22 protein-coding genes are annotated in these 16,927 nt (G+C 56.7%); all 22 read right to left on the bottom strand.

Going from position 1 to position 16,927, the window contains the following annotated elements:
• Positions 1–5 precede the first annotated feature (5 nt).
• Positions 6–593, bottom strand: coding sequence for a 50S ribosomal protein L5 (rplE, locus tag ABEB25_RS03310; RefSeq protein ID WP_345734954.1), 588 nt, complete (start codon positions 591–593; stop codon positions 6–8).
• 84 nt (positions 594–677) lie between these two features.
• Positions 678–953, bottom strand: coding sequence for a 50S ribosomal protein L24 (gene rplX, locus ABEB25_RS03305; protein ID WP_345734953.1), 276 nt, complete (start codon positions 951–953; stop codon positions 678–680).
• Positions 950–1,318 (bottom strand): 50S ribosomal protein L14, encoded by a 369-nt coding sequence (gene rplN, locus ABEB25_RS03300; RefSeq protein WP_133797521.1) that lies wholly within the window; start codon positions 1,316–1,318, stop codon positions 950–952. Before rplN ends, rplX begins: the two co-directional genes overlap by 4 nt.
• 44 nt (positions 1,319–1,362) lie before the next feature.
• Positions 1,363–1,644 carry a 30S ribosomal protein S17 gene (gene rpsQ / locus ABEB25_RS03295; RefSeq protein ID WP_184212357.1) on the bottom strand — a complete coding sequence of 94 codons (282 nt, stop codon included), beginning with the start codon at positions 1,642–1,644 and terminating at the stop codon, positions 1,363–1,365.
• A 35-nt stretch (positions 1,645–1,679) separates the two neighbouring features.
• A complete protein-coding gene (rpmC, locus tag ABEB25_RS03290) occupies positions 1,680–1,889 on the bottom strand; it encodes a 50S ribosomal protein L29 (RefSeq protein WP_345734952.1) in 210 nt (69 codons plus the stop codon).
• 20 nt (positions 1,890–1,909) lie between these two features.
• Positions 1,910–2,329: a 50S ribosomal protein L16 gene (rplP, locus tag ABEB25_RS03285; protein ID WP_184212362.1), complete on the bottom strand. Its 420-nt coding sequence runs from the start codon at positions 2,327–2,329 to the stop codon at positions 1,910–1,912.
• A gap of 46 nt (positions 2,330–2,375) precedes the next feature.
• Entirely contained in the window at positions 2,376–3,215 is an 840-nt protein-coding gene (gene rpsC / locus ABEB25_RS03280) for a 30S ribosomal protein S3 (RefSeq protein ID WP_345734951.1), read from the bottom strand.
• A gap of 25 nt (positions 3,216–3,240) precedes the next feature.
• Positions 3,241–3,636 carry a 50S ribosomal protein L22 gene (gene rplV / locus ABEB25_RS03275; RefSeq protein WP_345734950.1) on the bottom strand — a complete coding sequence of 132 codons (396 nt, stop codon included), beginning with the start codon at positions 3,634–3,636 and terminating at the stop codon, positions 3,241–3,243.
• A gap of 4 nt (positions 3,637–3,640) precedes the next feature.
• Complete coding sequence (locus tag ABEB25_RS03270) at positions 3,641–4,321, bottom strand: hypothetical protein (protein WP_345734949.1); 681 nt, start codon at positions 4,319–4,321, stop codon at positions 3,641–3,643.
• Between the two features lie 148 nt (positions 4,322–4,469).
• Positions 4,470–4,748, bottom strand: a complete 279-nt coding sequence (rpsS, locus tag ABEB25_RS03265) for a 30S ribosomal protein S19 (RefSeq protein WP_184212377.1) — start codon at positions 4,746–4,748, stop codon at positions 4,470–4,472.
• Positions 4,749–4,780: 32 nt separating this feature from the next.
• Positions 4,781–5,620, bottom strand: a complete 840-nt coding sequence (gene rplB / locus ABEB25_RS03260) for a 50S ribosomal protein L2 (RefSeq protein ID WP_345734948.1) — start codon at positions 5,618–5,620, stop codon at positions 4,781–4,783.
• Positions 5,621–5,662: 42 nt separating this feature from the next.
• Complete coding sequence (rplW, locus tag ABEB25_RS03255; RefSeq protein WP_345734947.1) at positions 5,663–5,947, bottom strand: 50S ribosomal protein L23; 285 nt, start codon at positions 5,945–5,947, stop codon at positions 5,663–5,665.
• Between the two features lies 1 nt (position 5,948).
• Positions 5,949–6,557 carry a 50S ribosomal protein L4 gene (rplD, locus tag ABEB25_RS03250; RefSeq protein WP_345734946.1) on the bottom strand — a complete coding sequence of 203 codons (609 nt, stop codon included), beginning with the start codon at positions 6,555–6,557 and terminating at the stop codon, positions 5,949–5,951.
• Positions 6,558–6,574: 17 nt separating this feature from the next.
• Entirely contained in the window at positions 6,575–7,228 is a 654-nt protein-coding gene (gene rplC / locus ABEB25_RS03245; RefSeq protein WP_345734945.1) for a 50S ribosomal protein L3, read from the bottom strand.
• Between the two features lie 38 nt (positions 7,229–7,266).
• Positions 7,267–7,575, bottom strand: coding sequence for a 30S ribosomal protein S10 (gene rpsJ / locus ABEB25_RS03240; RefSeq protein WP_133797533.1), 309 nt, complete (start codon positions 7,573–7,575; stop codon positions 7,267–7,269).
• A 36-nt stretch (positions 7,576–7,611) separates the two neighbouring features.
• Entirely contained in the window at positions 7,612–9,762 is a 2,151-nt protein-coding gene (gene fusA / locus ABEB25_RS03235) for an elongation factor G (protein ID WP_345734944.1), read from the bottom strand.
• Between the two features lie 51 nt (positions 9,763–9,813).
• Positions 9,814–10,287, bottom strand: a complete 474-nt coding sequence (gene rpsG / locus ABEB25_RS03230) for a 30S ribosomal protein S7 (protein WP_184212389.1) — start codon at positions 10,285–10,287, stop codon at positions 9,814–9,816.
• A 52-nt stretch (positions 10,288–10,339) separates the two neighbouring features.
• On the bottom strand, positions 10,340–10,750 hold the full coding sequence (gene rpsL / locus ABEB25_RS03225) for a 30S ribosomal protein S12 (protein ID WP_133797536.1): 411 nt from the start codon (positions 10,748–10,750) through the stop codon (positions 10,340–10,342).
• A 575-nt stretch (positions 10,751–11,325) separates the two neighbouring features.
• Positions 11,326–11,802: a Fur family transcriptional regulator gene (locus tag ABEB25_RS03220; RefSeq protein WP_345734943.1), complete on the bottom strand. Its 477-nt coding sequence runs from the start codon at positions 11,800–11,802 to the stop codon at positions 11,326–11,328.
• Between the two features lie 76 nt (positions 11,803–11,878).
• Positions 11,879–13,612: a lysine--tRNA ligase gene (locus tag ABEB25_RS03215; RefSeq protein ID WP_345734942.1), complete on the bottom strand. Its 1,734-nt coding sequence runs from the start codon at positions 13,610–13,612 to the stop codon at positions 11,879–11,881.
• A gap of 129 nt (positions 13,613–13,741) precedes the next feature.
• A complete protein-coding gene (gene hemW / locus ABEB25_RS03210; RefSeq protein ID WP_345734941.1) occupies positions 13,742–14,845 on the bottom strand; it encodes a radical SAM family heme chaperone HemW in 1,104 nt (367 codons plus the stop codon).
• 125 nt (positions 14,846–14,970) lie between these two features.
• The gene (gene rho / locus ABEB25_RS03205) at positions 14,971–16,911 is read right to left on the bottom strand and encodes a transcription termination factor Rho (protein ID WP_345734940.1); all 1,941 of its coding nucleotides are present in this window, start codon (positions 16,909–16,911) and stop codon (positions 14,971–14,973) included.
• Between the last annotated feature and the right edge of the window lie 16 nt (positions 16,912–16,927).

The raw sequence follows: 16,927 nt of genomic DNA, 5'->3' as shown, positions 1-16,927 counted from the left end.
TAGGATTAAGCGGCGGCTTCGGCGGACTCACCAGGCTTGGACTGGGCGGTCTTGCCACGGAACGGCATGCCGAGAGCGCGCAGCAATTCACGCGCATGATCATCGCTGTTGGTCGAAGTCACAAAGGTAATGTCGAAGCCCAGAGTGCGCTTGACCTTGTCGAGCTCGATCTCAGGGAAAATGGACTGGTCGCTGATGCCAAGGGTATAGTTACCACGGCCATCAAAAGCTTTTGGAGCAACACCGCGGAAGTCACGAATACGTGGCACAGCAGTCTTCACCAGACGCATGAGGAAGTCATACATGCGGGTGCCACGAAGAGTGACCTTGACGCCGACAGCCTCACCTTCACGCAATTTGAAGTTGGCGATGGCCTTCTTCGAGAGAGTGATGACGGGCTTCTGGCCGGTGATCAGGGTGACTTCGTTAACGGCATCCTCAATGGCCTGCTTGCGCTCACCTTGGGAGCCGACGGAGCAGTTGATGACGATCTTTTCAAGCTTGGGGACTTGATGGACGTTTTCGAGAGCGAGCTGCGCTTTGAGCGCATCGCGAACGGTATCTTTATAGAGCTTTTGCAGCAGGGGTTCCATGGATCAGATTTGGCTGAGCTTCCTTTCCTTTGCAGGCCACGCGAAGACGGGGCGCGAAACAAAGGGGGTGAGCATATTCGTTGACTACTTCTTCTTCGCAACTGTCTTCTTCGTCGATTTTGCTTTTGTTTCAGCAAGCTTGACGTTGGAGATATGAATCGGGCCTTCTTGCTCGATAATACCACCGTTTGGGCGCTCCTGGGAAGGCTTGACGGTCTTCTTGATCATGCGCACGCCTTCGATAAGAACACGGTTCTTGGCGGTCTGCACTTCAATGATGGTGCCCTGTGCGCCTTTATGGGCACCGGAGGTGACGACGACGGTGTCGCCCTTTTTGACGTGGGTCTTGATCTGGCTCATAGCACTTCGGGGGCAAGGGAGACGATCTTCATGAAATTCTTGTCGCGCAGCTCACGAGCCACAGGACCGAAGATACGGGTTCCTTTAGGATTGTTGTCTTTGTCAATGATGACGATCGCGTTCCGGTCGAAACGGAGGATCGAACCGTCATTGCGGCGGATTGGGTGCGCGGTACGGACGACGACGGCGCGGACGACTTCGCCCTTCTTGACGCTGGCGGTCGGGGTGGATTCACGAACGTGAGCGGTGATGATATCACCGACGTAAGCGAAACGGGTATTCTTTTTGCCGAGCACACCGATCATTTTGGCGACTCGGGCACCGGTGTTATCGGCCACCGGGATTGACGACTCCATTTGCAACATAACTTTTCTTCCTCAGATGAATGGGTTGAACTGTCTCGTACCGGTTAGTGCTTCTGCACTTCGACCAGGTTCCAGCGCTTGAGCTTGCTCAGGGGGCGGCACTCAACGATGAGCACTTTGTCGCCCACCTTGGCCTGCTCGCTTTCGTCATGCGCATAGAACTTGGAAGTCTTGCGGATGATTTTCTTGAACCGTGGGTGTGGCACGCGGCGCTCCACCTCGACCACGATGGTCTTGTTCATCTTGTCGGACACCACCATGCCAACACGTTCCTTGCGGACGGGGGCCTTGATAGGTTGCGCTTCTGCGGTTGTAGCCTCACTCATGATTTTGGAAAAAGGTCAGGGGATTGCGATGGAGCTTAGGCTGCCTTGCTGGCGACGGCTTGAGCACGATCAGTAACGATGGTCTCAATGCGGGCGACTTCGCGGCGAAGGAGCTTCAGACGGGATGGGTTTTCGAGCTGACCGCTCTGCTGCTGCAGACGGAGGTTCAGCATTTCCTGGCGGAGCTCACGCCGACGGGCATTGAGCTCGTCGACAGACAGTTCACGGAGTTCTTGGATCTTCATGATAGGTCAGGTGCGAGGAATTAGATGGAAGCAGCGCGGCTCACGAAACGTGTGCGCAGGCCGAGTTTGTTGGCGGCGAGACGGCTGGCTTCACGGGCAGTGGCCTCGTTCACGCCAGAGATTTCAAACAGCATGTGCCCTGGGAGCACGACTGCCACCCAAAATTCTGGGGAGCCTTTGCCTTTACCCATTCGGGTTTCTGGCGGACGGGCAGTCACAGGCTTGTGAGGGAAAATGCGAATGAACACCTTGCCCTTACGCTTGAGGAAGCGGTTGATCGCAACACGGCAAGCTTCGATCTGATTGTTTTTGATCCAGCCACGATCCAGGGTCTGAAGGCCAAACTCACCGAAGTCGAGTTTGTTGCCACGGGATGCGGTGCCAGAGCGGCTGCCGCGCTGGGTCTTGCGATGTTTTACACGACTTGGAAGAAGGGCCATAAGTCAACTCCTGTTGGGAATCCTGAAAAGGGGGTTACTTTAAAAATTACTGGGCTGCTGCAGGAGCGGCATCTGCTGCTGGAGCGGCAGGAGCCTGGGACTGCTGATAGGAGGACTGGCCTCCCTGCTGATAACGTGGCGGGCCGGAGCGCTCACCACCGCGACGACCGATGCCGCCAGCACCACCGCCACCGCTGTTGCGGTCGCCACCACGATCACCGCGCTCACGGCGACGGTCATTGCGAGGTGTGGTGTTTTCAGGGGCGTTGCCGCGGTTCATCCAGACTTTGACGCCGATGATGCCGTAAACGGTGCGGGCTTCAGTGAAGCCGTAGTCGATCGGGATACGAAGGGTCTGAAGAGGCACCTTGCCCTGACGATATTGCTCAGCACGAGCGATGTCAGCGCCACCGAGACGTCCTGCGACGCGGATACGAATGCCCTCGCCGCCCATGTCCATGGCGGTCTGAACGGCACGCTTCATCGCGCGGCGGAAGGAAATACGACGCTCAAGCTGAACAGCGACGCTTTCAGCGATGAGCTGGGCGTCAAGTTCTGGCTGCTTGATTTCGAAGATGTCGATCTTCACCTGCTTGCCACCACACATTTCAGAGACCTTCTGGCTCATCACTTCAATCTCCTGGCCCTTACGGCCGATCACCAAGCCTGGACGGGCGGTGTGAAGGGTGACACGGACCTGGTTCCAGGCACGTTCGATGATGATCTTCGACAAGGCGGCCTGCATGAGCTTCTCCTTGAGGTACTTGCGGATTGCAAGGTCGCTATGCAGTGCATCGGCGTACTCTTTCTCAGGAGCATACCACTTGGAGCGCCAGTCTTTAGAGACCGCGAGGCGGAAGCCGATTGGATTAACTTTCTGTCCCATAAATCAGTGTGTGGTGTCTGAGTGATTATTCAGCGGCAACTTTGGCCTTTGGAGACCGGTTTTTGCGGACAGGCTTTTCAGCCTCTTCCGGTTTTGCGCCGAGCACGACGGTGATGTGCGTCATGCGTTTTTTGATTGGTGATGCAGAACCGCGAGCACGTGGCGTGATGCGCTTCAGGGCTGGCCCTGGAGTAGCGACGGCACTGCGGACGACGAGTTCATCGGCATCCAGTTCATGATTGTTTTCCGCATTGGCGACAGCCGAACGAAGAACTTTGCCCACCAGGAACGCGGCCTTCTTTGGGGTGAAGTCGAGAACGCTGAGAGCCTGTGACACCGGCATACCGGTGATTGCCCGTGTGACTTGACGCGCCTTCTGCGACGAGATGCGGGCGTATTTATAGATTGAACGCACTTCCATAACCTTAGAATGATCTGTTGATATCCACTTTGCCTCTGTCTCCGACCTTCACCGGATCAGTTGCGTTTGCTAACTCCTGAACCACTGCACCGCTAACAGAGCTGCGCACTTCAGTGACGAGGATTTTTGCGATGGGTTTGTCCTCGCGATAAATTTCAAATGGCATCCCAGGCTTCACGCCATCACGGGATCCGACTGACAAAACTGCAATGCCGAGGTCCGGCTTGAGACTGACGATGCGCGCATCCTGAAGATTTGCTGGTTCGGCAGGAGCCGTACCTTCGGGGGCAGCGGCAGCGATAAGAACCGCTTCTGCTTTGGTGAGTGCCTTGGAAAGACGATCACTGGAAGCAGCGTCCGGGGTCTGGACGGTTTTGGCGAACTGCAAGGAAGCTTCAGCGAGCTCCATCAGGCTGTCAGCCAGTTTCTGACGGGAAGTTTCAGCGATCCGGAGATCGCTGATGGCGGAGAGCAGACGCCCCTGGGTCTGATCCGTCGAGTTTTCCAGGGCGGCAATTCCGAGACCTTCGAGAAGACCACGAAGTTTTTCGTAGCGATCCTTGAGGTCGTTGGCTTCCTGGTTAGCGGCTGCCGCACTCTGCGTCAGCGCATCTGTTTTGTCTTTCGAGGCGGCGAGCTGGGATTCCAGCGCCTGAATCTTCTGGGCGGCGACCTGGAGGGTCATGTTCAACTCCTGAAGCTCAAAAGCGGTCTGCGCCTGGGCACCACCTAACACTGCCACCGCTGCAAAAAGCAGCGAAGCGCGCCGGGCTAGATGGTGATGAAGACGAGAGAACATGAAGTGCAGGAGTAGAACGGAGCGCTTTCGAAGATTACTTAGCAGCCTTGACGGTGTGGGCACCATGGCCCTTGAAGATACGCGTCAGGGCGAATTCACCAAGACGGTGTCCGACCATGTTTTCCGTGACATAAACGCTCACGAAGTCCTTGCCATTATGCACCAAGAAGGTGTGGCCAACAAGGTCAGGAGTGATCATCGAGCTGCGGGCCCAGGTCTTCACCGGGCGCTTTTGGCCGGCGTCGTTGAGCTTGTCCACTTTGTCGAGCAGGGCTTGCTGGACGAAAGGTCCTTTTTTGAGTGAGCGTGCCATAGGGCTATTGAATCAGGATTCGGAAAAACAGGTTACTTCTTAGCGTGACGGGTCTGAACAATAAGTTTGTTCGTCGCCTTCTTCTTGTTGCGAGTCTTCTCGCCCTTCGCGTGGCCCCATGGGCTGAGAAGGTGCTGACGACCACCACCGGACTTGGAACGACCTTCACCACCACCGTTCGGGTGGTCAATCGGGTTCATACACATACCGCGGACGGTTGGGCGGGTGCCCTGCCAGCGTGTGCGGCCAGCTTTGCCAGAAACCACGTTCATGTGCTCCGTGTTACCGACCTGACCGATCGTGGCGTAGCACTCAGCGTGAATCTTGCGGATTTCACCAGAAGGCATGCGCACCAGGGCGTATTCACCTTCACGGTTAGAGAGGATGGCTGCCTGGCCAGCGGCGCGGGCTGCAACACCACCACGACCCTGGGTGAGTTCCACATTGTGGATAGAAGTACCAAGAGGGATCTTGCGCAGAGGGAGGGCATTGCCCACATCTGGAGCAGCCTTCTCACCGGCCATCACGCTGGCACCCACTTGAAGGGCGTTTGGCGCAAGGATGTAGGCACGCTGCCCGTCCTTGTATTCCACCAGTGCGATGCGGGCGGAGCGGTTTGGATCGTATTCGATAGCAATCACCTTGGCGGCTTCGTCACGGCGGACACGCTTGAAGTCAATCAAACGGTAGCGGCGTTCATGACCACCGCCGATGTGACGGGTGGTGATGCGACCAGTGTTATTGCGACCGCCGGACTTACGAAGAGCAACGGTAAGGCTGCGCTGCGGGGTGTCCTTAGTGATCTCCTCAAAGGAGTTCCACTCCTTGTAGCGGTTGGACGGGGTATTGGGCTTGAAAGTTTTCAGCGCCATGGCTCTGCGTCTTTCTGTTTAAAGGGTTACCGAAATTGAGGATTACACGAGGTCGATGCGCTCGCCGTCTTTCAGACGCACGATGGCTTTCTTCCAGTGATTGGTGCGGCCATAATCAGCACGACGTTCGCGACGGGCTTTGCCTGCATAGTTGGCGGTTCGAACAGCTTCAACTTTCTTGCCGAAGTGCTTCTCGACTGCCTGCTTGATTTCCAACTTATTAGCCTTTGGATGCACGACGAACACGTACTCGTTGTTCGTTTCGCCAAGCATCGTGGCCTTTTCAGTGAGACGGATCGTTTGGATGATCGTTTGCGGATCTTTCATATTAGACTGCAGTCCTCCGGGCAAGGATTGGGAGAGCGTCAGCGATCACGAGGACCTGCGGATAAAGCAGGAGATGTTCTGCATTGACCTCTTCAGCGGAAATGAGCTGAACATTCTGCACGTTGCGTGCGGAGCGGAAGGTAAGTTCGTCGAACGCGCCGACGATCAGAGTCTTCTTAGCGGACGAGAGGGCCGACACGGCGCTCACGAAACTTTTGGTTTTGCCATCGGCGACAGAGAAACCAGCGATGGTCGAGATGGCGCCGTCGGTGATACGAGCGGTAAGAGCGGTGCGGAAGGCAAGCTTACGAACGTTCTTGGTGGTCTTTTTGGACCAGTCGCGGGTCTTGGGGCCGAAGACGACACCACCACCGGACCAGATTGGGGAGCGCTTGCTACCCATACGGGCGTTGCCGGTGCCCTTCTGGTTCCAGAGTTTCGAGCCGGAGCCGGAAACTTCTGCACGAGACTTGGTGTGGGCGTTACCCTGGCGGCGGTTGGCGCGGTAGGCGACGAGGACGTCGTTAAGTGCCTGCTTGCCCTGATGACCCTCAACGAGGTTCAAGCTGGCCTGCTTGGCGCTTTCAGTGGAAAGTACGGTTGCTGACATGATTCAATTCCTCGGGGTTACTGGGCTGCTGGAGCAGGCTTCTTCTTGGCAGGGCGCACCACGACGATGCTGCCTTTGTTGCCAGGGATGGCGCCGCTGATGAGAAGCACGCCTTCTTCAGGGCGGCTCTGGATGACTTTCAAATTCTGGGTGGTCACACGATCCACACCGTCATGACCAGGCATCTTCTGGTTTTTCCAGACGAGACCGGGAGTCAGACGGCAACCGATGGAACCTGGACGACGATGCATCATGGAACCGTGGGTCTGCGGCTGGCCGGCGAAGTTCCAGCGTTTCACAACGCCCTGGAAACCTTTGCCCTTGGTGGTGCCGATCACGTCAACCCACTGCCCATTGCTGAACAGGCTAGCGTCGATCTTTGCATCGGCTGCAGGCAACTGGTCGTCAGAAGTGACGCGGAATTCTTTGATGATGCGCTTGGCGCTGACGCCGTGCTTCTTGAAGTGACCGAGGACGGGCTTCGTCATGCGGCTTTCCTTCTGGTCATCGTAACCGACCTGGACTGCGCTGTAGCCGTCCTTGCCCGATGCCTGCTTCACCTGGATCAGTGCGTTGCCGCTGACGTCCACAACTGTGACGGCGATGGCTTCGCCTTTGTCGGTATAGACTTTCGTCATGCCGATTTTTTTGCCAATCAATCCTAAAGACATAGTGATTTACCTCCTGGGGAGTCGTTCGCGGGGTGAGACTAGATTTTGATCGTGATGTCCACGCCGGAAGGGAGATTGAGCTTCTTCAGCTCGTCCACGGTGCGGGAGGTGGGGTCCACGATGTCAAGCAAGCGCTTGTGGGTGCGGATTTCGAACTGGTCCATGGACTTCTTGTCCACGTGCGGGGAACGGTTCACGGTGAACTTCTCGATACGGGTCGGAAGAGGGATCGGGCCGGCCACTTTGGCACCCGTGCGCTTCGCGGTCTCGACGATATCAGCGGTGCTTTTGTCAAGCACGCGGTAGTCGTAGGCGCGGAGGCGGATTCTGATTCTCTGATTGCTCATGGCGTGTGTCCGTGAAGTGTTAACTTGAAATGGGGCTTAATTCTTGGCACCGCCGCGCTGCTCGACGATCTGCTCAACGATCTGCTGGGGAACCTGCTCAAAGTGCGAAGGCTGCATCGAGTAGCTGGCGCGACCAGAGGAGAGAGTGCGGATGGTGGTCGAGTAGCCGAACATCTCGGCCAGAGGCACTTCGCAGCGGACGATCGCGGTGGTACCGCGGGTGTCGATACCCTGGATCTTGCCACGGCGACGGTTAAGGTCACCCATGATGTCACCCTGATAATCTTCGGGTGTGGAGGCTTCCACCGCCATGATTGGCTCGAGCAGGATGCACTTGGCTTTCTTCAGGGCGTCCTTGACGGCGAAGATGGCGGCCATCTTGAAAGCATTTTCGTTGGAGTCAACGTCATGGCTCGAACCGTCAACCAGGTCAATGTGCATATCGATCACCGGGTAACCGGCGATAATGCCATTCAGGGCTGCCTCAATACAACCAGCTTTGGATGGGTTGATGAATTCTTTCGGGATGGTGCCGCCGACAGTCTTGTTTTCGACCACGATGCCGGAACCTTTTTCGCCGGGGCGGACCTTGATCACCACGTGACCATACTGACCGCGACCACCAGACTGCTTGACCAGCTTGCCGTCTCCATCCGCTTCCTGCGTGAGGGTCTCACGATAGGCGATCTGGGGTTTGCCTGTGTTCGTTTCCACTTTGTGCTCGCGCTTGAGGCGGTCGCAGAGAATTTCAAGGTGAAGCTCACCCATGCCAGCGATGATGGTCTGGCCGGTTTCTTCATCCGTCTTGACGAAGAAGGTTGGATCTTCTTCAGACAGACGCTGGAGGGCATTGCCCATTTTTTCCTGGTCACCCTTTGTCTTCGGCTCGACAGCCATGGAGATCACGGGTTCTGGGAAGGTTGGAGGCTCAAGAAGCACGTCCAGGCTTTCATCGCAGAAAGTGTCGCCAGTGCGAACATCTTTCACACCCACAAGGGCGGCGATATCGCCAGAATAGCAGCAGTCGATGTCTTTATGGACGCTGGCTTGGATCTGGATGAGGCGGCCGACACGCTCAGACTTGCGGGTGCGGGGGTTGTAGATCGTGTCACCTTTCCGTACGCAGCCGGAGTACACGCGGAAGAAAACCAGACGACCAAACTTGTCAGACCAGAGTTTGAAGCCCAGGGCAATGAACTTGCCGTTATCATCCGGGATGGCTTCGATTTCGTTTTCAGGTTCATCAATGACGTGGCCTTTCTGAGGGGCGATGTCGAGAGGGCCGGGAAGATAGTCAATTACAGCATCAATCAGATACTGAACGCCTTTGTTCTTGAAGGCGGAACCACCGGCCATCGGGATAATCTTGTTGGCGATCACGCAGCGGCGAAGACCTTCTTTGAGCTGGGCGATGGAGATCGGCTGTTCTTCAAGGAACAGCATGCCGATTTCTTCATCATGGCTGCAAACCTGGTCAAGAAGGCCATCATAGGCTTCTTTGGCCTTGGCGATTTCAGCCCCTTCGAGCTCACGAACGGTGTAAGTCGAACCAAAACGGTCGTCATCATTGTAAATGATCGCCTTGTTGTTCACCACGTCAATCTGGCCGGAGAGGTTGTCTTCAGCACCGATCGGGATAAGAATAGGCCAGGCATTTGCACCCAGTTTCTGACGAACGTCTTTGACCACGTTGTCGAAGTTGGCACCGGTGCGGTCCATCTTGTTCACAAACGCGATACGCGGCACACCATATTTTTCAGCCTGACGATACACTGTTTCAGACTGAGGCTGAACGCCAGCCACACCGCAAAGAACGAAAATGGCACCATCGAGAACACGCAGGGAACGTTCCACCTCAGCGGTGAAGTCCACGTGCCCAGGGGTGTCAATGATATTGACACGCATGTCTTCGTTTTCACGCATCTTATAGATGCCTTCCTCTTTCAACTGCTTCCAGCGAGCCGTCACAGCCGCGGAAGTGATCGTAATGCCGCGCTCTTTTTCCTGTTCCATCCAGTCGGTGGTGGCAGCGCCATCATGGACTTCGCCAATCCGGTGAATCATGCCCGTGTAGAACAGGATACGCTCGGTCAGAGTAGTCTTACCCGCGTCAATGTGAGCACAGATCCCGATGTTACGGGTACGCTCCAGAGGATATTCGCGGTTGGGGGAGTTAGGATTCGACATGTGACAGAAGAAGTGTGGTGTGAACGGGCAGCGTAGTGGGAAGAGCCGCTATTAGAAGCGGAAGTGAGCGAAGGCGCGGTTGGCCTGAGCCTGCTTATGAACGTCGTCACGCTTACGGACGGCAGAACCCTGACCCGTGGAAGCTTCCTTCAGCTCATTGGCGAGGGCGCGGTGCATCGGGACGCCTTTGCGGCCACGAGCATAACCAACGATCCAGCGCATGGCGAGAGACTCAGAGCGGGACTGATTGACTTCGAGAGGCACCTGATAAGTAGCACCACCGACACGACGAGCCTTGACTTCAACCTTGGGCTTGGCGTTTTCGATCGCACGATTAAAGAGATCCAGAGGATCAATGGAATCGGTTTTCTCATTCAACTGCTCAATGGCGGCATATACAATGCGCTCAGCGAGGGACTTTTTGCCGCTCTGCATGACGCGGGCAATGAGGTGAGCCACAAGCTCGCTATCATAGCGAGAGTCTTTGTGAACAGGCTTGTCGTAAACGCGTTTTCTGCGGGCCATAACGGGTAAGGGATCGTGGTGGGCTTAACGGAGGGATGAATTCAGCAAAGGCTTATTTCTTGCCTTTGGCAGGAGCGGCGGCAGCAGCACCCTTCTTCGGACGCTTGGCACCATACTTGGAACGGCCACGACGGCGCTTATCGACACCCAAGCAGTCAAGGGTACCGCGGACGATGTGGTAACGCACACCCGGCAAATCCTTCACACGACCGCCACGGACCAGCACGATGCTGTGTTCCTGGAGGTTGTGGCCTTCACCACCGATGTAAGCGATAACTTCGAAGCCGTTCGTCAAACGAACTTTGGCAACCTTACGCAAAGCCGAGTTAGGCTTCTTTGGCGTGCGGGTCATGACCTGAAGGCAAACGCCGCGACGCTGCGGGCAGCTTTCAAGCGCAGGCGACTTCGACTTCACCGCTTTATCTTTGCGGCCGTGTCTGACGAGTTGATTGATGGTGGGCATGGTCTGAAAAATATTCCGTTCCTTAATGGCCTCATCGGGCATGGAATCAGAAAGCGACAGTGCAACCACCCTCGAGAGGGTCTAGCACAGTGTTTTTCCGGTTCACTGCTCCGATAGCAAAGACTCACTCTCGTGAATCATTAGCCAGCACTCACGGGGAGTGCTTGGGCCGGGGAGCGGGCACTTTGGTTTAGATCCTCTTTTGTGCAAGATCTTTTTCGTTTGTTTGTGAAGTTTTTCACAAGAAAATCTCTAATACAAGTTAATTAAATACGTTTCAATCTAGGGTGTTTTTATCCCAAATGAATTGAAACGCTTTTGGTTAGTCTGCGCTGGAACCCTTATTTCAAGGGCTTTCCAGAGCGGCGGGCAAACCGGAAAGGAGGAAAGATAGGCGACAGCTAAGCAACCTGCGCGAACCACCAGCGTGGAATAATCGCCGTCAGTTATTTACACTGAAAAGCAGTTAGGCAGGCTAAATCGGCACGCCCTTCCCTGCCCTGGCATCTGCATTCGTGCGCCCAGTAGGCGTTTGCAGGCCCCTAAAAGGAGCTCTGGCTGCTGAAAAAGGCCGTTTAGACGGCGCAATCCGGACATTGACCAAAGAATTCAAGCTCATGATAGAGCTTTTTGAAGCCAGATTTTTTGGCAATCTGCTTCTCAAGGGCCTGAACCGGGCAGGAAATATCGAGTTTTTCGATCCTGCCGCAATCATTGCAGATCAGGTAGTCGCTGTGTTCACCTGGAAGAATCATCGTGTAGTAGGCGGCCCGGTCATGCAGGCCTAGCCGACGAATGAGGGTACGCTCTTCCAGCTTCATGAGAAGGCGGTAAACGGTGGCCTTGTCGGCCCCGCTGCCAAGCTGGTCGGACTCAGCGATGTCGGCCAGCGTCAAAGGCTGGCAGGCATGGATGAGAATGGAGAGCACATCCTCCAGCGCCTTGGTGCGTCGCAGCCCGGCGGCACGGGCGCGCTCCAGGGACTCGCGCAGGAGCTTTTCCGGCTCCTGACGAACGCAGCCGTCGTGATGATGATGGTGATGTTTACTCACAATGCTTTTGGTTATGTCAACGGCTGAGCCCGACAAAAGGTTACGCTTTTGCGGGCCCGTGATCAACCTCGCAAAGTCAGTCAGCCTTGCGCTTTAGCTGCGGGAAGAGGACGACATCGCGGATGCTTTCGGCCCCGGTGAGCATCATGATGAGACGGTCAATGCCGATGCCAATGCCACCTGCAGGCGGCATGCCGTGCTCAAGAGCCAGGATGAACTCCTCGTCGATCTTCTGGATCTCTTCGCCGGCCTGGTGCTCCAGGCGCTGGCGCTGAACGATAGGGTCGTTCAGCTCCGAATAACCGGGGCTGATCTCCTGACCATTGATCACTAGCTCGTAGACATCCACCACGGAATCGTCCGCGGTATTCTGCTTCGCCAATGGCACTAGTTCCTTGGGCACATGGGTGACGAAGAGGGGATTGAAGCTCTTTTCTTCGACCAGCTTTTCGAAAATTTTCTGGTCGAGTTCGTAATGCTCATCCCCGGCGTGGATTTCATGAACACCCAGGCCCTGAGCACGCTCCACTTTGGCTTCTTTGCTGAGGGTGAACCAGTCTTCCCCGGCGGCACCTTTGACGAGATCCCGATAAGGCGTGCGCTTCCAAGGGCGGCTGAGATCAATGAAAGCGTCTTCGCTGAGGACATCCAGCTTGGCCAGCATGGCGTCAAAGAAGCCCTTCTGCCCAGGATTCAGCTCCTTTTCACAGACACCGAGGAAGCGGGCCACTTCCGCCCGGGTCGTCTGGGCGATGGAGGCGGCTTTTTCGTGATCCAGCTCATTCAGGGCCTTGTGGGCCATGGCAATGACAGCCTGAAACTCGGTCTGTGCCTCAGCAGAAAGAACGAGGGAATGCTCCTGGCAAAGCCGGGGAATCATGAACAGGATGGCGCGGATTTCGGTCACGCGATTGCGCTTGATTTTGAGGCCTCCGCAGAACTTCTCCGCCAGGTGGCAGACGAGGCTTTCCACCAGATCCGCCATCTGCTCGAAATCAGAGTAGGCCCAGTAGGCCTCCAGCATGGTGAATTCGGGATTGTGACGGCGGCTGACGCCTTCGTTGCGGAAGTTGCGATTCAGCTCATACACCTTGGTAAAACCACCCACGAGCAGCCTTTTCAAGTAAAGCTCCGGCGCGATGCGCAGGTACATTTTCTGGTCCAGCGCGTTAAAATAGGTCTCAAAGGGGCGTGCAGCGGCACCGCCGGGAACGTCCTGCATCATCGGGGTCTCCACCTCCAGGAAATCGCGGCCATTGAGGAAGCTGCGGATCTCGGAAACCATCTTGCTGCGGGTCACAAAGATCTCACGGCTCTGCTCATTCGAAATGAGGTCCAGGTAACGCTGGCGGTACTTGATCTCACGGTCAGCGATGCCATGCCACTTGTCCGGCAGCGGGCGCAGGGCCTTGCTCATTGGCGTGAGAACCTTCACGTGGATGGAGTTTTCACCCTTTTTGGTGACGAAGCTCAGGCCTTCGATGGCCACGAAGTCACCGATGTCAATCTGGTGGACAAACAGATCATAGGCTTCATCGCCCACATCATTTTTACTGAGGTAGCACTGAATGCGGCCGGTGATGTCGCCGATGTCAAAGAAAGTGGCCTTGCCCATCTGGCGACGAGAAAGAATGCGGCCCGCGACACGGACGTCCAGCCCCTCGGTGAAATTTGCTTTCAGAGTGCCTGGGGCATGGGTGACCTCAAACTTGCCGCCGAACGCTGCGATGCCACGTTTCTGGAGCTCCTCCAGCTTGTGACGGCGAAATTGAAGCAGCTCGGATTCGGTGTGTTCAGGGGCAGGTTGCATGGTCAGACGAATAATGGGGCCGTGTCTTTAACTGATTTGCAGCCTTTTACCACTGCAAAACCGCATTCACCGCCCTGGGGCAACACCAACTGGGCTCAGTCACCTCCCAAAAACCACGCGCCCCTTCACCTAGCCCATCAGGGCTACGGCAATGGAGTCCACGAGGGGCTTGCCCTCGCGGGTGAGGATGATGTGCCCGTTTTTCAGGGTGAGCAGGCCTTCACTTTCCAGGGTGGTCATCATCCGCTGCTGTTCTGGCAGCACGAGATCTGCCGGGAGACCGCGGACGGTGCGCAGTTCCAGGCCAAATCGCTCGGTACGGCGGCGATCCTCGGTCAATTCCTCGCCAGGCTGAGCAGTCCCCTGCCCCGCCTGGATGAGTTCCATGTAGCGAGTGGTATCGGCAATGTTTTGCCAGCGCTGGCCCGCCGCAGTGGAGTAGGCACTGGGACCCAGGCCCAGGTATTCTTCGCCTAACCAATAACTCTCGTTATGGATGGAGCGGAAGCCAGGTTTGGCGTAGTTGCTGATCTCGTAATGCTGATAACCGGAGGCTTCCAGGAGATCGAGAGCGAGGTAGAAGAACTCCGCATCGCGGCCTTCGTCCTCCTGATACTGGCCTTTGCGCAGGCGCTGGAAGAACTCCGTGTCTTCCTCGTAGTTCAGATTGTAGGCAGAGATGTGGTCTGGCTGCAGGGAGATGGTTTTTTCGACCGTTTCTTTCCAGGTTTGCAGGCTCTGCCCCGGTATGGAGAACATGAGGTCCAGGCTGACACTGTCAAAACCCGCCCCACGCAGAAGTTGGTACGTTTCTTCGGCATCTGCCGGTGCGTGATCGCGGCCCAGGATCTTCAGAGTGGGCTCGTCCCAGGCCTGGATACCGAGACTGATGCGGGAGACGCCCTGGCTGCGCATAATGGCCGCTTTGGAGGCGGTAATGGTGCGGGGGTTCACCTCACTGGTGTATTCGGTGACCTGGGAGAAATCAAATATCTCACGCAGACCCGAAAGCAGGCGCTCCATGTGTTTTTCACTCAGGGCCGTGGGCGTGCCGCCCCCCAAATACACGGTGCGGAGGTCCAGGGCACGGGTGGCCTGTTCGCGCTTAGCCTCGGCCAAGACGGCCTCAACAAACCCTGCCATGTCCGTGCTGCCGTGCTGGTGCTTGTAAAAGGAGCAGTAAGGACAGATGCGGTGGCAAAAGGGAATGTGGACGTAGAGATGCTGAATCACGGGCCTGCTACTATGGCATAAAATGAGCGGTCGTGTGAGGAAAAGACGAAGCCTAGTTCCAAACAAAACGGACCCAGGTTTTCACCGGGGTCCGCTGGACATTTGATGTGCCTGATGGCCTGAACCTAACTCTTGTTCGGCAGATCCACCAGCATCTGGGCATTGCTGGGGTAGCGCTCCATAAGAGTCAGCACACGCTGGATAGCATCGATCGGCTTATGCCCGGCGAGGCCACGGCGCAGCATGTGAATCTTGTCGAGTTGGAAGGACTGCAGCAGCAGTTCTTCGCGGCGGGTGCCGGACTTGAAGATGTTCACCGCCGGGTAGTAGAACTGCTCGGCAATCTTGCGATCCAGCACCAGCTCCATATTGCCGGTGCCCTTGAACTCCTGGAAAATGAGGTCGTCCATGCGGCTGCCAGTTTCCACCAAGGCCGTGGCCAGAACGGTGAGGCTGCCTGCCTGACGGGTGTTACGCGCTGCGGCAAAAAGACGACGGGGGATCTCCATCGCCCCCACGCCCATGCCGCCGCTCATGGTGGCACCGCCGGACTTCGCATTGTTAAAGGCACGGGCCAGACGGGTGATGGAATCCATGAGCATGAACACGTGCTCACCGCACTCGACGAGACGCTTGGCGCGCTCCACCGCAAAGGCAGCGATGCGGGTGTGGCTCTTGATGTCCTGATCATTCGAGCTGGCATAGATTTCCGCCTTGGGCAGGATGCGCTTGAACTCGGTCACTTCTTCCGGGCGCTCATCCACCAGCAGAATCATGAGATGCATGCCGGGATGATTGGCCACCACCGCCTCGGCGATGTGCTGCAGCATAGTGGTCTTGCCTGCCCGTGGCGGGGCGACAATCAAGCCACGCTGGCCACGGCCCACGGGTGTAAACATGTCAATGACACGTGTGGTCAGGCGGTCCTTCGAAGTCTCAAGCTGGATCTTCTTGGTAGGGTTGGTCGCCTTCAGCTCTTCGAACAAAGGCAGGTCGCGAATAGACTCAGGCACACGGCCGTTCACTTCGGCCACCGAAGTGACCTGAAGACCGCGCTGGCCCTTCTGGGCCACGCCTTTGATCTGCATGCCTTCACGCAGGCCATACTGGCGGATGAAATCGGCCGAAATGAAGGAATCATTCGGGTGCTGGATGTACATCCGGTCACGCTGGCGCAGGAATCCGTAGCCTTTGGGCGTCAGTTCTAGGATGCCATCGGCAGGCTCGGGCGGGCCAAGAGGGATTTCGGAGGGGCGATTGCGCTCCTCATCACCGCCCGCCTGGACTTCCTGATTCTGATGACGCGGCTGCTGGGAATGCTGCTGCTGGCCGTTGCCATTTCCATTGCCACCATTCGCCTGCTGACGGGCAATCTTTTCCTGACGGAAACGTTCGCGACGCTCTTTCCAGCGCTCGAATTTGGATTTGCGGCGCTCTTGGGGCTGGCCGTCTCCCGAAGGACCATTGGGCTGGCCATTGCTGTCCTGGCCCTGGCCGCGCGGGGCATGCTGATGGTCGGCATGGCGTTGTGGCTGCTGGGGCTGTGGGGCCACAGGTTCAGCAACAGCGATTGGAGCCGGTGCGGCAACCACGGGGGCCTCTTCCACCACGGGAGCCATCGGCTCAACGATAGCTGGAGCGACTGGCGCTGGAGCGGAAACTTCGACAGCGGGAGCGCTGGCAACAGGGGCTTCAGCTTTCGGTGCAGCCTCGGCAGCCTGCATCTGGGCCAGCATTTCAGCCGCCTTTTTCAGCACTGCAGACTTGCGCACAGGCTTGGCTTTCTTCGTGCCATTCACCTCGGGTGTCGGTTCCGGGGCAGTCTCTGCCACAGGCGCCACGGGTGCTGGCTGCACAGGCTCCGCTTCAGCCTGGGGGGCGGGTTCCTTAGCTTTCGCCGCCTTTTTCGCCGCAGGCTTTTTCGCCGCCACACTTTTGGTTGGGGCGACCTTTACGGCCGCCGTTTTAACTGCCGCCGTTTTCTTCGGGGCAGCTTTTTTGGCAGCGGCCTTTTTGGCAGGCTTGGATTGGGGGGCAGACAGATCGAGCAGGAGTTCTTCGCTCATGGTTTTTTCAAAATTG

Source organism: Prosthecobacter algae, assembly GCF_039542385.1.
Lineage (GTDB): Bacteria > Verrucomicrobiota > Verrucomicrobiia > Verrucomicrobiales > Verrucomicrobiaceae > Prosthecobacter > Prosthecobacter algae.
This window is presented reverse-complemented; position numbering and strand designations above follow the sequence as displayed.

Coding starts and splice junctions, on each gene's coding strand:
- rplV (WP_345734950.1), bottom strand. CDS start 3,636: ATGGAAGTGCGTTCAATCTATAAATACGCCCGCATCTCGTCGCAGAAG.
- rplN (WP_133797521.1), bottom strand. CDS start 1,318: ATGTTGCAAATGGAGTCGTCAATCCCGGTGGCCGATAACACCGGTGCC.
- ABEB25_RS03215 (WP_345734942.1), bottom strand. CDS start 13,612: ATGCAACCTGCCCCTGAACACACCGAATCCGAGCTGCTTCAATTTCGC.
- fusA (WP_345734944.1), bottom strand. CDS start 9,762: ATGTCGAATCCTAACTCCCCCAACCGCGAATATCCTCTGGAGCGTACC.
- rplC (WP_345734945.1), bottom strand. CDS start 7,228: ATGTCTTTAGGATTGATTGGCAAAAAAATCGGCATGACGAAAGTCTAT.
- rho (WP_345734940.1), bottom strand. CDS start 16,911: ATGAGCGAAGAACTCCTGCTCGATCTGTCTGCCCCCCAATCCAAGCCT.
- rplD (WP_345734946.1), bottom strand. CDS start 6,557: ATGTCAGCAACCGTACTTTCCACTGAAAGCGCCAAGCAGGCCAGCTTG.
- rplE (WP_345734954.1), bottom strand. CDS start 593: ATGGAACCCCTGCTGCAAAAGCTCTATAAAGATACCGTTCGCGATGCG.
- rplB (WP_345734948.1), bottom strand. CDS start 5,620: ATGGCGCTGAAAACTTTCAAGCCCAATACCCCGTCCAACCGCTACAAG.
- rplW (WP_345734947.1), bottom strand. CDS start 5,947: ATGAAAGATCCGCAAACGATCATCCAAACGATCCGTCTCACTGAAAAG.
- rpsS (WP_184212377.1), bottom strand. CDS start 4,748: ATGGCACGCTCACTCAAAAAAGGACCTTTCGTCCAGCAAGCCCTGCTC.
- rpsQ (WP_184212357.1), bottom strand. CDS start 1,644: ATGAGTGAGGCTACAACCGCAGAAGCGCAACCTATCAAGGCCCCCGTC.
- rpmC (WP_345734952.1), bottom strand. CDS start 1,889: ATGAAGATCCAAGAACTCCGTGAACTGTCTGTCGACGAGCTCAATGCC.
- rpsG (WP_184212389.1), bottom strand. CDS start 10,287: ATGGCCCGCAGAAAACGCGTTTACGACAAGCCTGTTCACAAAGACTCT.
- rplX (WP_345734953.1), bottom strand. CDS start 953: ATGAGCCAGATCAAGACCCACGTCAAAAAGGGCGACACCGTCGTCGTC.
- rpsJ (WP_133797533.1), bottom strand. CDS start 7,575: ATGAGCAATCAGAGAATCAGAATCCGCCTCCGCGCCTACGACTACCGC.
- rplP (WP_184212362.1), bottom strand. CDS start 2,329: ATGGCCCTTCTTCCAAGTCGTGTAAAACATCGCAAGACCCAGCGCGGC.
- rpsC (WP_345734951.1), bottom strand. CDS start 3,215: ATGGGACAGAAAGTTAATCCAATCGGCTTCCGCCTCGCGGTCTCTAAA.
- ABEB25_RS03270 (WP_345734949.1), bottom strand. CDS start 4,321: ATGACCCTCCAGGTCGCCGCCCAGAAGATTCAGGCGCTGGAATCCCAG.
- rpsL (WP_133797536.1), bottom strand. CDS start 10,750: ATGCCCACCATCAATCAACTCGTCAGACACGGCCGCAAAGATAAAGCG.